This window comes from Mycobacteroides sp. CBMA 271 (genome assembly GCF_009729205.1).
Taxonomy (GTDB): domain Bacteria; phylum Actinomycetota; class Actinomycetes; order Mycobacteriales; family Mycobacteriaceae; genus Mycobacterium.
Window position 1 is genome coordinate 1 of the sequence record NZ_VTHB01000012.1, and the last position, 13,328, is coordinate 13,328.

The 13,328-nt window shown below is 61.7% G+C and carries 11 protein-coding genes; 5 read left to right on the top strand and 6 right to left on the bottom strand.

Features of this window, described 5'->3' with window-relative positions:
• The 4 genes from FZI91_RS23515 to FZI91_RS23530 all read right to left on the bottom strand — a co-directional run.
• Positions 1-238 (bottom strand): MlaD family protein (locus FZI91_RS23515; RefSeq protein WP_155941532.1); only part of this gene is annotated, 238 nt, incomplete at its 3' end.
• Positions 235-1,803 (bottom strand): MlaD family protein, encoded by a 1,569-nt coding sequence (locus tag FZI91_RS23520; RefSeq protein ID WP_162526477.1) that lies wholly within the window; start codon positions 1,801-1,803, stop codon positions 235-237. The genes FZI91_RS23515 and FZI91_RS23520, both read right to left, overlap by 4 nt.
• A complete protein-coding gene (locus tag FZI91_RS23525) occupies positions 1,803-2,660 on the bottom strand; it encodes an ABC transporter permease (protein ID WP_155941533.1) in 858 nt (285 codons plus the stop codon). The genes FZI91_RS23520 and FZI91_RS23525 overlap by 1 nt, the downstream gene beginning before the upstream one ends.
• Before the next feature lies 1 nt (position 2,661).
• The gene (locus FZI91_RS23530; protein WP_070912964.1) at positions 2,662-3,519 is read right to left on the bottom strand and encodes an ABC transporter permease; all 858 of its coding nucleotides are present in this window, start codon (positions 3,517-3,519) and stop codon (positions 2,662-2,664) included.
• Positions 3,520-3,926: 407 nt separating this feature from the next.
• Here FZI91_RS23530 and FZI91_RS23535 point away from each other — a divergent pair, with 407 nt between their 5' ends.
• Positions 3,927-6,296: a hypothetical protein gene (locus FZI91_RS23535; protein ID WP_375234383.1), complete on the top strand. Its 2,370-nt coding sequence runs from the start codon at positions 3,927-3,929 to the stop codon at positions 6,294-6,296.
• Positions 6,297-6,343: 47 nt separating this feature from the next.
• Here FZI91_RS23535 and FZI91_RS23540 read toward each other — a convergent pair whose 3' ends face one another.
• On the bottom strand, positions 6,344-7,525 hold the full coding sequence (locus FZI91_RS23540; RefSeq protein WP_155941535.1) for a CdaR family transcriptional regulator: 1,182 nt from the start codon (positions 7,523-7,525) through the stop codon (positions 6,344-6,346).
• Between the two features lie 222 nt (positions 7,526-7,747).
• On the opposite strand from FZI91_RS23540, the gene FZI91_RS23545 reads away from it, so the two are divergent.
• The 4 genes from FZI91_RS23545 to FZI91_RS23560 all read left to right on the top strand — a co-directional run bounded on the left by FZI91_RS23545 (position 7,748) and on the right by FZI91_RS23560 (position 12,000).
• A complete protein-coding gene (locus FZI91_RS23545) occupies positions 7,748-8,569 on the top strand; it encodes an alpha/beta fold hydrolase (RefSeq protein ID WP_155941536.1) in 822 nt (273 codons plus the stop codon).
• Positions 8,570-8,729: 160 nt separating this feature from the next.
• On the top strand, positions 8,730-9,524 hold the full coding sequence (locus FZI91_RS23550) for a nucleoside phosphorylase (RefSeq protein ID WP_162526476.1): 795 nt from the start codon (positions 8,730-8,732) through the stop codon (positions 9,522-9,524).
• A gap of 78 nt (positions 9,525-9,602) precedes the next feature.
• A complete protein-coding gene (gene deoC / locus FZI91_RS23555) occupies positions 9,603-10,280 on the top strand; it encodes a deoxyribose-phosphate aldolase (protein ID WP_243734038.1) in 678 nt (225 codons plus the stop codon).
• A 10-nt stretch (positions 10,281-10,290) separates the two neighbouring features.
• Positions 10,291-12,000: a phospho-sugar mutase gene (locus tag FZI91_RS23560; RefSeq protein ID WP_309224171.1), complete on the top strand. Its 1,710-nt coding sequence runs from the start codon at positions 10,291-10,293 to the stop codon at positions 11,998-12,000.
• On the opposite strand, the gene FZI91_RS23565 is transcribed toward FZI91_RS23560, so the two are convergent.
• Positions 11,976-13,112, bottom strand: a complete 1,137-nt coding sequence (locus FZI91_RS23565; RefSeq protein ID WP_309224170.1) for a GGDEF domain-containing protein — start codon at positions 13,110-13,112, stop codon at positions 11,976-11,978. The genes FZI91_RS23560 and FZI91_RS23565 overlap by 25 nt on opposite strands.
• Positions 13,113-13,328 lie beyond the last annotated feature (216 nt).

Sequence of the window (13,328 nt, forward strand, 5' to 3'; positions counted from 1 at the left end):
AGTCGACCTTGGCCTGGTTGTTGTTGACCAGCTCGATCTTCTCGACGCGACCGACGCGCACGCCTGCCATTCGGACGTCATCGCTCTCGCGCAGCCCGTACGCATCGGAGAAGATCGCCGAATACGAGGTGGTGCCGCCGGATACATCCCGGCGCAGCGTGGCGTACACCAGCCACGTTAGCGCCAGCGCTACCACCATGAAGACCGTGAGCGCGATCAGCGGACCGCGGAACTTCATTTGGAACCTTCCTTCGCGACCGAAACCGTGGTGCCGCGCACCACCGGGCCGAGGAGCAATTGGGTCGCGGAGCTTGCCGGCTTATCGGTAATGACACTGAGCTGAGCGCGCTCGAAGGTGCTGCCGACGGGGCCGACGGATCCACCGAACGATGCGGGCGCGATGGGTGCTCCACCGCCGTCATGAGCACCTGGGGCCACCGGTGCGGCCGGAATCGGCGGTGGTGGTGGCGGAGGAGGTTCCAACAGGTCGGGGTCGGCCGTACCGGGTACGCGGGGTGATGGGTTGGGCTGCCACGGCGGCAGCGGAGGGTTCGGGTCCGTCAGGTTCGGCCCGCCCGGCGGCACGACGTACGGCGGGCCCACTGCCACCAAATTCCCTTCAGGCCCCACCACGGTTCCGGGGGGCGGCTGCAGATCCTTGGGCACCTTATAGTTCTGGGGCAGCAGTGTTTCGGGCATATCGGGGCGCACCACGAGCTCGGGCGCGGTGAAGCAGCTCGGGCCCTTCATCTCGCCGTAGCGTGGACAGTCCGCGCGTGTGTAGGTGGAACCCGGGGTCAGTGACAGGTTCACGCGCATGTTGCCGGTGTCCACGTCGCCCAGCCAGGGATTTTCGAACCATTTCGTGCCCATCTGGGTGATCTTCTGGAAGATCATCTGGAACTTGTTGGCGTTGTTGGAGAAGGTGCCGATGACGGGAGTCAGTTCGGTGGTGATGCCGATCAGCTGATCGGTGTGGTTGTCGAAGGCCTGCCGAGTGGTGCCCACTGTGGTGAGCCCGCCGTTCGTCAGGGCCGTCAGCTGCTCGCGCTTCTCGACGAAGGTCTGCATCGGCTTGACGGCACTGTGCAGTGAGTCGAGCAGCTCGGGTGCGGAGTTCTTCAGCCCCTCGGTGGCCTCGAGCAGAGCCTTGACGGTGGACGGGCCGTTGTCGGTCACCACGATCTCGTTGAGCTGAGCGATGAGGCGGTTCAACTGGGCGCCGCCGGTGAGCAGCTTGACGCGGCGGTTGTCGGTGGCGGCGCCGATGGCCGCGAGGATGCCGGTGGAGTGGTCGTCGCGACCGCGGCCGGTGGCGGTCAGGACGTCGCGAAGCTTGCTCACCGTGGTCTGGAAGAGGACGGTCGGCAGCTGAGTGTCTTCGGCGATGTGGGCGCCTTGACGAATCGGTGCGCCGGGACCGCGGTCCACCAACTGCACCGAGGACACCGCGAACACATTGCTGGGAACCACGCGGGCGGTCGCGGTACTCGGGATGGACTTGGCGTACTGCGGCTTGAGGTTGATGTGCACGAAGTTGGGCTGGCCGTTGGAGGCCGGTATGACGCCGTCCACCTCGCCGACGAGTACGCCGTGGTACTTCACATCGGATTTCTGCGGCAGGCCGTCACCGACGTTGTTGAGATCAGCAACCACGCGAATGAAGTCGTTGAGACGTCCTGTGGACTTCAACAACATGAGACCGGTGACCAGTGCGGCCACCACGATCATCGCGACGCCGGTGCCCAGCAGGAGCTTCTCGGATGGTCCACGGCCGTCCGTTTCAAAGGAATTCGACGCCATTAGCCACCCAACCTCGCTCCAGCGTCGACGCTCCAGAGCGCCATGGTGAGCAGCATGTTGACGATGATCACCAGGGTGATGGCCGCGCGCATAGCGTGCCCTGCGGCAACGCCCACCCCCTCGGGGCCGCCGCTGGCGTAGAAGCCGTAGTAGCACTGGATGGTCGAGGCCAGCCACACAAAGATGATCGCCTTGATGACCGAGTAGAAGATGTCGATACCGCTGACGCCGATACCGAAGTAGTGCAGGTAGGAACCGATGGATCCACCGCTCATGATCCCCACCATGACCTGGCATGACAGGTAGCTGACGGCGAGGCATGCGACGTACAGCGGAATGGTGACGACAGTGGCCGCCATCAGGCGGGTGGTCACCAGGTAGGGGATCGGGCGGATCGCGATGGATTCCATGGCGTCGATCTCTTCGGAGATGCGCATGGCGCCCAGTTGGGCGGTGAAGCGGCAGCCGGCCTGGGTGGCGAAGGCGATCGCCGCCATGATCGGCGCGAGCTCGCGGGTGTTCACCAGTGACGAGATGATGCCGGTGGCAGGCCCCAGGCCCAGCAGATCCAGGAAGTTGTAGCCCTCGATGGCCACCAGACCACCGGCGATGACGCCGAGGACGATCATGACGCCGGCGGTACCGCCACCGACGACGAGCGAGCCATTACCCCAGGCGATATCGGACAGGTGCCGCAGGAACTCTTTCCGATAGTGGCGGAACACGATCGGGACACCGGCGATCGCGCGGAAGAAGAAGGCGACCGTGTGACCGAGCCGAGTGATCGGCTTCTGGGCCTTGTTGTAGAGGCCGACGAAGGGCCGCGCAATCGGGGGTATATAAGTTGATGCGGTCATGTCACAGCCCCGTCCGCGGGAACATCATGATGTACAGCTGGCTGATGGCGAGGTTGACCGTCATCAGCAGCAGGATCGATTCGACGACGGCTGCGTTCACCGAGTTGGCGACACCGATCGGGCCGCCCTTGGTGGACAGGCCCTTCTGGCAGGCCACCACGGCCACGATGGCGCCGTAGATGACGGCCTTGATGAGGGCCAGGATCATGTCGCCGGGAGTCGCGAAGGCGGAGAACGTCGTGACGAAACTGCCTGGGGCGCCGTTCTGCCAGTAGACGTTGAAGAGGTAAGCGCCCAGGAATCCCACAAAGCAGACCACGCCGGTGAGGGCGATACCGATCATGATGGCCGCCGCGAAGCGGGGGACGACCAGTCGCCGGATGACCGAGACACCCATGACCTCCATGGCGTCGGTCTCTTCGCGCATGGTTCGTGATCCGAGGTCGGCGGTGATGGCCGAACCGACGGCGGCGGACATCAGTAGTGCGGCGACGAGCGAGGCGGCCTGCCGGATGATGGCGATGCCGCTGGCGGCACCGGCCAGTGAGGTCGCACCCACCTGGCCCGCGAGGAGGGCGAACTGGATCGAGAGCGTGACACCGATGGGCAGGGTCACCAGGATGACGGGGACGACGGCGGTACCGGCCTGGAAGGCGCCCTGCCTGACGAACTCCTGCCATTGGAACTGTCCGGTGAACAGGTCCACGAAGAACCACTGGATGGTGCGGACGCCGAGCATGAACTGCTCGCCGACGGTCTTGAGGGATTCGAGAGGATGACGCTTGACGTACCCGGTCGTCCAATCCTGGATGGCCGCGACGCCGTCAGTGGTGGCGCGGCGCTCGTCGTGTGTGGTCATCGCAGGTGGCCCACACTGAGGCAGCTCAGAGCGGTTGCGGCTACGGCGATCAATACAGCTCCCTGTGTGACCTGGAACACAAATCCCAGCAATCTGCGAGTACGTCTCGGACATCATGGGCTATTCGGTTCCTGGATGCACGCGAAACGCGAAAATGGATTCAGTGGTGAACGTAAATTGACGGTCGTCTACTGGGGTTGTAGTACCCCTGCGTCGCGACGAGTCGGTTGTTTGCCGCGAGGGTCTGACTGCTTGACGTAAACGCTTGTTGACGCATTCAGCTAACTTTCATCAACCTCTTTGCGTGAGTATGGCCCTTGCCTGCGCGGGCGGCAGCGACCGAGGGCAATGTGGTAACGGGGCGCTACCACATTGCCGCAGGTAGACACGTTTGTGAAATGACGGCTATGAGGTGGGTCACACGTTTACAGTGCTGCTCACGTTTCAGGTTTCCTCAACGGAGAGGGGTTGTGGCCTTGTCCACACGTCATCGAAAGTCATCAAAGAAGGCTGTCGTACAGCGGACTGTGACCGCCGCGGGGGCAGTCGCCGCGACTGCCAGCTTGGCGTTCGTGGGGCCCACCGCGCAGGCCGCCGCCGCCGCGCCGGACTACAAGGGCGCGGTCACCGACTATAAGGACGCGCTCAATAGCTACTTGGCCGGAACTAATGCGATCGGATCGGCGGCTTCGGGCGTCTGGAATCCCATCGCGGGACAGACCGGCGGACTGCTGCCGACGTTCGGGACGTCGTACGAGCACAGCGATCTGACCAGAATCGCAGACCTCCCCGATGTGCTGCGCAACCTGGCGAGCACGCCGCTCCCGACTGGAGTGCCTGGGGCCATCCCGAGCATCAAGATTCCGGGCCAGGGGTTTGTGAACCTCCCGCTGCCTACGACCATCCCGGGCGCGAACCTGCTGAATACTTTGGCGAACACGCTGGATGGGCTGATCAACCTGCCGGTGATCGGGCCGATCGTGACCCAGCTGCCGCCGTTGAGCGGAATCGTGCAAGGCCTCGTCGCGGAGCAGGACAAGTTCACGGCTGCCTACAGCTGGCCAATGTTTCAGATGAGCGGTCTGACCACCATCATGAATACGTTCATCCAGACCCCGAGTGGGTTGATCATCGATCCTCCCAAGATTCTGGGTATCGACCTCCCCCCGCAGACGATCATCCCGAACGGCACGCTGCCCAATGTCACTGCCTGGGTCCCGATGGGAGCTGGGAACTACAAACTTCCGTTGGGGATGGAGACGGGATGGTGGGCGACCGCACCCACGTTGATCGTCGACGGCGGGGCAGTGAACATTCCGCAGACCGTGCTGTCGATCCCGATGTGGGCCAATGGCATCACGGCGCCGCTCGGGCTGGGGCAGGCCGGTCAGTTCAACGCGCACGTTCTCATCCCGACGCAGAACGGTGTCTACTCGCCGATCGGTACAACGCTGTCGAACTTCTCAATTCCGATGCTCGGTCTCGGCATGACGAACCTCAATGTGACCACCGGGAACTATCTCGGCACCAATGGGTTCAACATCAACAATGGGCAGAACGTCATGGTTCTCCAGACGCCGTTCTCCGGTGCGCTGCCGGTACCCCTCGTCTACTCACTCGGTGGGTTCAACATGGGGACCGAGGGCATGGGCTTCACCCTGCCGTCGCTGTTCGGCGTCGGTCTCATGCCGACATTCCAACTCGGCACGGCACCCGGAGCCAACACGCCGCTCGGAATCATCCCGCCCAACCTGATTCCTACCGGCGGCATCGTGCCAACCCAGCTCATCACCGTCTCCGGCTTGATCAGCGCGGCACTCGGAATCCCCGACCCGACAGTCGAACTCGCCAAGGCCCTGACTCCGCTGTACAAGGGTCTGGTCACGCCTGCCGTGACGCCCGTCTCGGACCTGCTCACGCAGCAGTACGGGAATCTGTTCAACGGGGCTGCGTCCAACACCTTGCAGGCATCCAAGTTCTACAAGGACGTGATGACGCAGCTCGGCGGCCTGATCGGTGCCGCCCCGGCGCCGCTCTCGTCTCCGGCGCCGAACGCCCTGGCGGCAGCGGAGACTCCCGCACCCGAGGCGAAGGAACTGAGTACCCCGGCGCCCGAGGTCAAGAGGCTCGAGGCTCCGACGCACGATCTCACGTCGAATCTGGTTGCCGTCAAGGACAAGCTTGGCGAGGGCGCGGTTGTCGAGAAGGTCACGTCCGCAAAGGTTTCCGCGCCGGCAGCGACTGGATCGGAGGTGCCGGTCAGTGAGCATGTTACCCAGCCTGCTGACGCCGCCGCTCCCGCGCAGGACATTGCGAAGGAGGCCCCCAAGGCCGAGGCGAAGGACGGCTCGAAAGATAAGGAGAAGCCCGCCAAGCCGGCGGTGAAGGAGAAGCTGCAGGACAAGGTCGACAAGGCGAACAGTGCGCTCAAGGATTCGGCAACCGGGGCTATCAAGCAGACGAGGGGTGCAATCACCTCCACGGTGACCAACACCATCGAATCTGCGACGTCCACCCAGTCTGAATCCAAAGCTGCTGAGGAGAAAAAGGATTCAAACACGTCGTCTGTGACCAAGAATGACTCCGGCAGCGGCGAGCACCACGAAGATTCCTCGGGTACCTCCAACAAGCAGAAGGTCAAGGTGGCCTCGCCCAGCGAGTCGGGTGGAAAGCATCGCGCACCCGATGCGTCATCGAGCACGGGCGGTGGTTCAGAGAGTTCGGGCGCCCATGGCGGATCCGCTTCGAGTGGAGGAAAGCACTCGGCCGGCGACTAGGGCTTATCTTGTTGTCCGGATGCCGCTGAGCCGGTTTGACGGCGCCGTCACGTGATCGGAAACGGCGCAACCGGTTTGCTTAGTCGGATTCGCTGAAGTGCCCACCACGTCTCAAGTGCAGTATCAGCGTTGTCGAGATCGACGCCGAGGAGCTCTTCGAATCGGTGTATGCGATAGCGAATGGTGTTGGTGTGCACGTGCATGGCTTCTGCGGTGTGATCGACGCGTCTATTGTTGATGAAGTAGTGGTGCACTGTATCGAGGACCACGGCAGCCGCCGCTCCGTCCCCGAGAGGCGTGACATATCGGCGGACGAGTTCGTCGCCAATCTCGGCGTCGGCCAGCACGGCGGGGAGCAGTCCAAGATCGGCTAGATCGTGAATTCCTGTCAGCCCGAAGGCCTCCGCGGTTGCCATCGCTCTGGTTGCATGCCGAAAGGATCGTTCCATCTGGTCAAGCCTCGCGGAGGGGCCGATTCCGATGGCGGCATCGATCGTGCCGGTGGGTGGGTCGTCCATGATGCCGGCGACATCGCCGTCGACAAGTGCGATCAGGCTCCGAGGTCGGTCACTGCTGTGTGCCCCTTCGAACAGACGTATGAGTCGATCGGCCGGTGCTGCTGCAGTTGGCCGGGCGCGGATGGCTCGATACTCGCGGCCGGTGTCGAGGCCGTAATGGTCGGCGCGGAAACGAATCTCGGCTGGCCCGAGAGTGCCAAGCAGGATGGCACGGACAAGGTCGGCGCGATGCTCTTGGGCATGCCGGGCCCGTTCAACCTCGACTTGGTGATGGCCGCTGGCGATGGCGTGAATTGCGGCGTCACTGGTTTGGAGAAGTTCGGTGATCGTATCGAGCAGAACGTGATCCGGGACGTTACGTTCACGTCCGGATGAGATCAGCTCGTCGGCGATTGTCCGGATTGCTATTCGCCAGGCGCTGAACATGTCGGTTACCGGTACGTCCTGACGGCCCCGGGCCTCACCGTGGGCGGTGAGCACCGCTAGCTCAGTTTGAGTGAATTCGCGCCCTTCGGCGACGACCTGCAGCAGCCGGTCGAGGGTAAGAGTGGCATCGGGAAGTAAGAGAGCGACATCCAGGCGCGCGTAGTTGGGAATGTCAGCGCGCATCCGCGCGATCAGCTGTGGCACGAAGGATTGGGTTCTGCTGATCAGATTGGTCAGCAGGTTCCGCTGGGCGACCTGGGCCTGGTTCGATGGAATGCTCTGCATGTTCGCCGCAGCCTAGCCCTTTTTGGACTTAGCGACAATCAGATTGATGAGACTTCGGTCGTCAAGCCATAGCCAGCCGCCCCCGGTCTGGTTAATCATTGGTAGATGGCCTGAATGCCTGACGTTCCCACGCAGATCAAAACCGCGGCCCATGCCTCAGTTGTAGTTATCAACAAGCCGACGCTGCGTCACTAACCCCAAGATCATCGAAGGAATTCATCAATGACCGGTTGGAACAGAATTGAACGCGGCACGGGGAGTCCCCTGGTTCTCTTGCACGGCGTCGGCGGATCCTCGCGACACTGGCTGCCGGTGATCGACCAGTTGGCTGTCGACCGACGCGTAATCGCCTTCGATTTTCCCGGCCACGGCGAAACGCCCGCACCCGGGCCAGATGTTGCCTTCTCGATGTCTTGGGCAGTGAATGAGCTGGCAGCAGAACTGACTCGACTGGGTTTCAGCACGCCTGTCGATATTGTCGGGAATTCGATGGGTGGCTGGATTGCCTTGGAAGCGGCTAAGCGTGGGGTAGCGCGGTCGGTTGTGGCACTTGCTCCTGCCGGATTGTGGCGAGATGGAGTGCCCGGCCCAACGAAGGCTCAAATTTATTTCAGCGTGATCGCCGGAGCGGTGTTCGCAAGCCCATTCGCGCGACCGGTGCTGACCCAGGCGCCTGTGCGGGCAGCTCTGCTGCACAACGGGATACCGCGGGCCGATCGTCTGCCGGTAGACGTAGTGAGGGGGATCTTTCAAGACATGTATCGATCCGGCCCGACATTGCGTTCGGCGATGCATTATGCGACAACGGCGCACTTCGAAGGCGGGCAGTCGATTTCCGTCCCGATCACCGTCGCGTTCGGCGACCTCGACAAGATACTTCCTGAGCGCACTTGTCAATTCCGCGACCCGCTACCTAGGCACACGCGCTGGGTGTCTCTGCCGGGCTGCGGTCACATGCCGATGTTCGATAACCCCGCCCTCATTGTCAGAACCATCCTTGACGGCATCGGGGAGTCCGTTGCCACCAGCGAGGACGTTCCGTGAGTGACTTTGCACGGATCGCATCCCGGTTGGCTCTGCCTCTGATAGCGGCGCCGATGTTTCTGGTGTCCGGTCCCGGGCTGGTTACTAATCAATGAATTCATAGTGGCCTGATTTTTGCCACAACATAATCAGGCTTCACATGCTACGAGAATGGATTTCGATGGAGCAGTATCATCTGCGTATTAGTGAGGGTGATATTGCCCCCTTCGTGCTTCTACCCGGTGACCCCGCACGTGTCCCAGTTATCGCGGCCACGTGGGACTCGGCGGAAGAAGTCGCCAACAACCGTGAGTACGTCACGTACACCGGAATATACAAGGGAGTGCAGATCTCCTGCACGTCCACTGGTATCGGCGCTCCGTCAACTTCGATCGCTATGGAAGAACTTGCGCGTTGCGGTGCGCGAACATTTCTTCGAGTGGGGACGTGCGGAACTTTCCAAGATTACGTCGAGAACGGCGACATGGCCATCTTCGATGGAGCGGTCCGTCTGGACGGCGCCTCTCGCGCCTATGCACCGCTAGCATTTCCGGCGGTGGCTCATCACGAGGTGGTGCAGGCCGCAGTCGCGGCGGCTCGGAGTCTCGACTTTCAGCACCATGTGGGTATCACCCGCACCGCTGATACCTTCTACGCCGGACATCCGCGCCCCGGATCGTCCTACAACAACTTCTTTCAAAGCGCGTGGGAAAATCAGTTTGACGACTTCCAGAAACTGAATGTTCTAGCCGCGGAGATGGAAGCCAGCCTAATTTTTGTATTGGCTCGCGCTTGGCGGCTTCGCGCCGGCGGAATTTCGGTAGTCATGGACAATCTCCGCCATGTCTCAGGCGAATCGGGCATTTTCGAGCCGCAAAGACAACTCAACCATGGATCTCATCATATCGAACGGCTCGCGCTGCTGGCGAACGAAACTATTTTCAGTTTGCACCAACATGACCAAAGTTTCGCTTAGCCTTCTTCTTCAAACTTTCTCCAGCAATAAACACACACCATTCATACCACGAGAATATTTAGGATCGATATGCATACCATGGCCCACTATGTCGACCATACCCTCCTAAAGTCAGAAGCGACTGCGGCTGATATTGCCGCGCATGTGCTTGAAGCACTTGAGCTCGGCACGTATTCAATCTGTGTTTCCCCGAACATGCTCCCGCTCGCTCTCCCCGAGAACTCGGATTTAAAGATTGCCGTGGTCTGTGGCTTTCCGAGCGGCAAGCACGACTCCTCTGTCAAGGCTGCTGAAGCCGCACTTGCGGTCGTGCGCGGAGCACACGAGATCGACATGGTGATTGATATTGGTGCAGCCATCGCGGGTGAGATTAAGACTGTCGAGTCCGACATCGCGGCCGTGCGGTTAGCGGCACCGAGCCCCATAGTCCTCAAAGTGATTATCGAGTCGGCCGTGCTCTCTGACGATCAAATCCGCGAGACATGCCTGGCGGCTGAGCGCGCGGGAGCGGACTTTGTCAAGACGTCGACCGGATTCCACCCCTGGGGCGGCGCGAGCCTGCACGCTGTGCGCTTGATGGCTCGCACCGTAGGGGGGCGTCTAGGTGTTAAGGCATCGGGTGGTATTCGAACGGGTGCGGACGCTATCGCGATGGTCGATGCCGGAGCTACCCGGCTTGGTTTATCTAGCAGCCGTGCGGTGCTCGAAGGCGCCACAGCCGAGCTTGGCGTCGCAAGTACCGACTCCGGATACTGAGCGGCGTCCTGTGCCGAATCGCCAGAAATCAGCTAAGCCGGGCGACTCTGAACTGCTCAGCAGGGTTCGCCGCTGGATCGCAGACGACCCGGATCTAGATGACCGTGCGGAGCTTGGCGAACTTCTAGCGGCCGCTCAGTCGGGCTCGAAAAGCGCCATCGCAGACCTCTCTGCCAGATTCAGTGGGCCTCTGGACTTTGGAACTGCCGGCCTTCGCGGGCTGCTCGGCGCCGGGGAACACCGTATGAATCGGGCTGTCGTCCAGCGTGCCGCAGCCGGTTTGGGAGCGTGGCTCAGCGATCGGCTAGTGCGTCCGCGGGTGGTCATCGGATTCGATGCTCGGAACCGATCGGAAGTCTTCGCTACCGACTCGGCATCAGTCCTCGTGGCAGCTGGATGCGAAGTGTTCATGCTCCCACGACCATTGCCCACGCCGGTACTGGCGTTCTGTGTACGTGCGTTCCACGCTGATTGCGGGATAATGGTTACCGCCAGCCACAATCCTGCTCAGGACAATGGTTACAAGGTTTACCTCGGCGGTCGAGCCACCGATGAGCAAGGTCGAGGTGCCCAGATAGTCCCGCCGGTAGACGCTGAGATCGCAGCTGAAATTCGTGCGGTCGACTCGCTGCAGACGTTGCCGCTGGCTTCTGGCGGCTGGACCGTTCTCGGCCCCGAGGTGATCGATGCGTACCTTGCGGCGATCAAGGGCGCAATTCCCACCTTTACCGGTGAAGAACCGCGCATTGTCGTCACCGCTCTGCACGGAGTGGGCGGCTATGTGCTCGAACGAGCGCTTCGCGCGAACGGTTTTGGCGACGTTCACCAAGTTTCCGAACAGTACGAGCCGGACCCGGGTTTTCCGACTGTGGCCTTTCCCAATCCCGAGGAACCCGGGGCTCTCGACCGGGCCGTGGCGCTGGCGAACATTGTCCGTGCCGACCTTGTGATTGCCGTCGATCCCGATGCGGATCGATGCTGCATCGCTATTCCCGGGCTCACCGGCTACCGCGCCCTGTCGGGGGACGATCTCGGTCGGCTCCTCGGAGAGGAACTCGCTCGGCAGGGTGGCGTCCTGGCGTGTTCGGTGGTCAGTTCCCGGGCTCTGTCGAAAGTCGCCGCACGTCACAAAGCGCGATTTGTCTGTGCGCTAACAGGTTTCAAGTGGATTGCGCGTGTTCCCGAGTTGACGTTCGGCTATGAGGAGGCCCTAGGGTATTGCGTAGCGCCGGACGTTGTCCGGGACAAGGACGGCATATCGGCGGCATTGGTAACAGCTGGCATCGTGAGGCGTGAGTTGTCGTCGGGCCGGACGTTGTGGAACCTTCTTGACGACCTCGATGTCGTTGACGGTGTCCACCGAACAGCGCCAGTGACGATTCGCACAGACGATGTCTCGCAAGTTTCCGCCATCATGGAACGGTTGCGCGCATACCCGCCAACGTCTTTCGGCGGATCCCCGGTGGTGCGCACCACTGACCTGGAGCGAGGCGTCGATGGATTGCCGCCCGCCAATGTTCTCCAGTTCGACACTACTGACGTCTCGCGCGTTGTCTTCCGGCCGAGTGGAACCGAGGCGAAGCTGAAGTGTTACTGCGAAGTCGTGGTTGTCGCTGATGGAAATCTTCGAGAAGCGCAGCGCATGGCCGAAGCGCGCCTGCTAGCCGTCGTCCGTGACGTCCATGAAATGACCGGTCACATCGGCGTAGCCAAGCGATAACTTGAACTGCCATCGTCCGTGGCGGTGTGCTGCAGTTTGGACCCGAGCGGTGTGCGGGCGCGCTTGGCTTCGTAAAGCTTGAAATCTGCTTTCCGTGTGAGGGATTCGAAATCGAAATCCTCCGCGTTGGTAGATGACCAGGCGATTCCTATGCTGAGCGAGGCGTCGGGCGCGTCTGCGCCCATCGGCGCATTGCGGATTCGCTCGTTGATCGCGGCAATACCGTCTAAGTCGTCGACGAAAGTCACGACCATGAACTCATCGCCGCCAATGCGGGCGGCGATGTCGTCGTCCCGGGTGTTGACGAACAACATGTCTGCGATGGCTTGCAACGTCCTGTCTCCCGCCTCGTGGCCGTAGGCGTCGTTGAGTTCCTTGAATCTGTCGACATCGGCCACCATTACGACAACGGTCGCGGGCTCCGGTCGTCTCCTGAGTGCGAGTTCGAACATGGCTTGCATGCCTCTGCGGTTCAGCAGACCGGTCAGTGGATCTCGGTTGGCGGCGGAAACAGTTGCCCGAATTGATCTTTTGGCCCCTTCGATCACGGCCTGGATGAAGATCGGCAGCACGACCACGGTGGTGAACGCCGGTGCGTTGTAGAGGAACTGGTCGAGGAAGGTCGCCGCGCCGGTATGGACGTTCCACAGCGTGATCGAGCCGAGCGCGGACAAGGCGAAGATGCAGTGCGCGGCCAACACGCGCCAACCCAACAGAAACGCGGCGAACACGCCAATCATGCTCATGTAGAGAACTGGGGCCAACCGCATCATCGGGCCGGCGTACGACCAGGCGGAGACCGCGAACGAGAGGTCCGCCCACATCACGAAGGAGATCGCCCAGCGTCTACTTGGCCACGGACCGAGCATCCAGCATGCACCCACCAGGAATGAGATCGCGATGAGCGATTGGTGGATTGTGCGTCCGACGCCCTGCGGGCCCAGCGGATGCATGTTGACGATGGTGCCCAAGGGCAGGATGGACATGCACAGCAACCCGATGGTGACTTTCAAATGCCGCAGGTTTCGGGGGCCGAGGGCACTGGTGACGAAGCGATACTCCTGGTCGGGAGTTCGCCTCCGTCGTGGCCGGTGTCGTCGTGTGCTGGACACGGGCTAAGTATGGGACATCGAGTTCCGGCGTGTGTTGCGGATACGGAAATGGTTGGGCCCGCCGAGGTAGTACCGGCTCGAAGTGCCCTTGTTTGTGTTCGGTTGATGGTTGACGGTTTGGTGTCGGTTGATCCTTGACACTCTGTGTTGTGGTTCAGGTCTGCTCTTGGGTGCGGCAGGCCTTCTTGTTTCTTACCTCCCCGCTGCTGGTGCGGG

Coding starts and splice junctions, on each gene's coding strand:
- deoC (WP_243734038.1), top strand. CDS start 9,603: ATGGCCCACTATGTCGACCATACCCTCCTAAAGTCAGAAGCGACTGCG.
- FZI91_RS23540 (WP_155941535.1), bottom strand. CDS start 7,525: ATGCAGAGCATTCCATCGAACCAGGCCCAGGTCGCCCAGCGGAACCTG.
- FZI91_RS23550 (WP_162526476.1), top strand. CDS start 8,730: ATGGAGCAGTATCATCTGCGTATTAGTGAGGGTGATATTGCCCCCTTC.
- FZI91_RS23525 (WP_155941533.1), bottom strand. CDS start 2,660: ATGACCGCATCAACTTATATACCCCCGATTGCGCGGCCCTTCGTCGGC.
- FZI91_RS23535 (WP_375234383.1), top strand. CDS start 3,927: ATGAGGTGGGTCACACGTTTACAGTGCTGCTCACGTTTCAGGTTTCCT.
- FZI91_RS23520 (WP_162526477.1), bottom strand. CDS start 1,803: ATGGCGTCGAATTCCTTTGAAACGGACGGCCGTGGACCATCCGAGAAG.
- FZI91_RS23530 (WP_070912964.1), bottom strand. CDS start 3,519: ATGACCACACACGACGAGCGCCGCGCCACCACTGACGGCGTCGCGGCC.
- FZI91_RS23545 (WP_155941536.1), top strand. CDS start 7,748: ATGACCGGTTGGAACAGAATTGAACGCGGCACGGGGAGTCCCCTGGTT.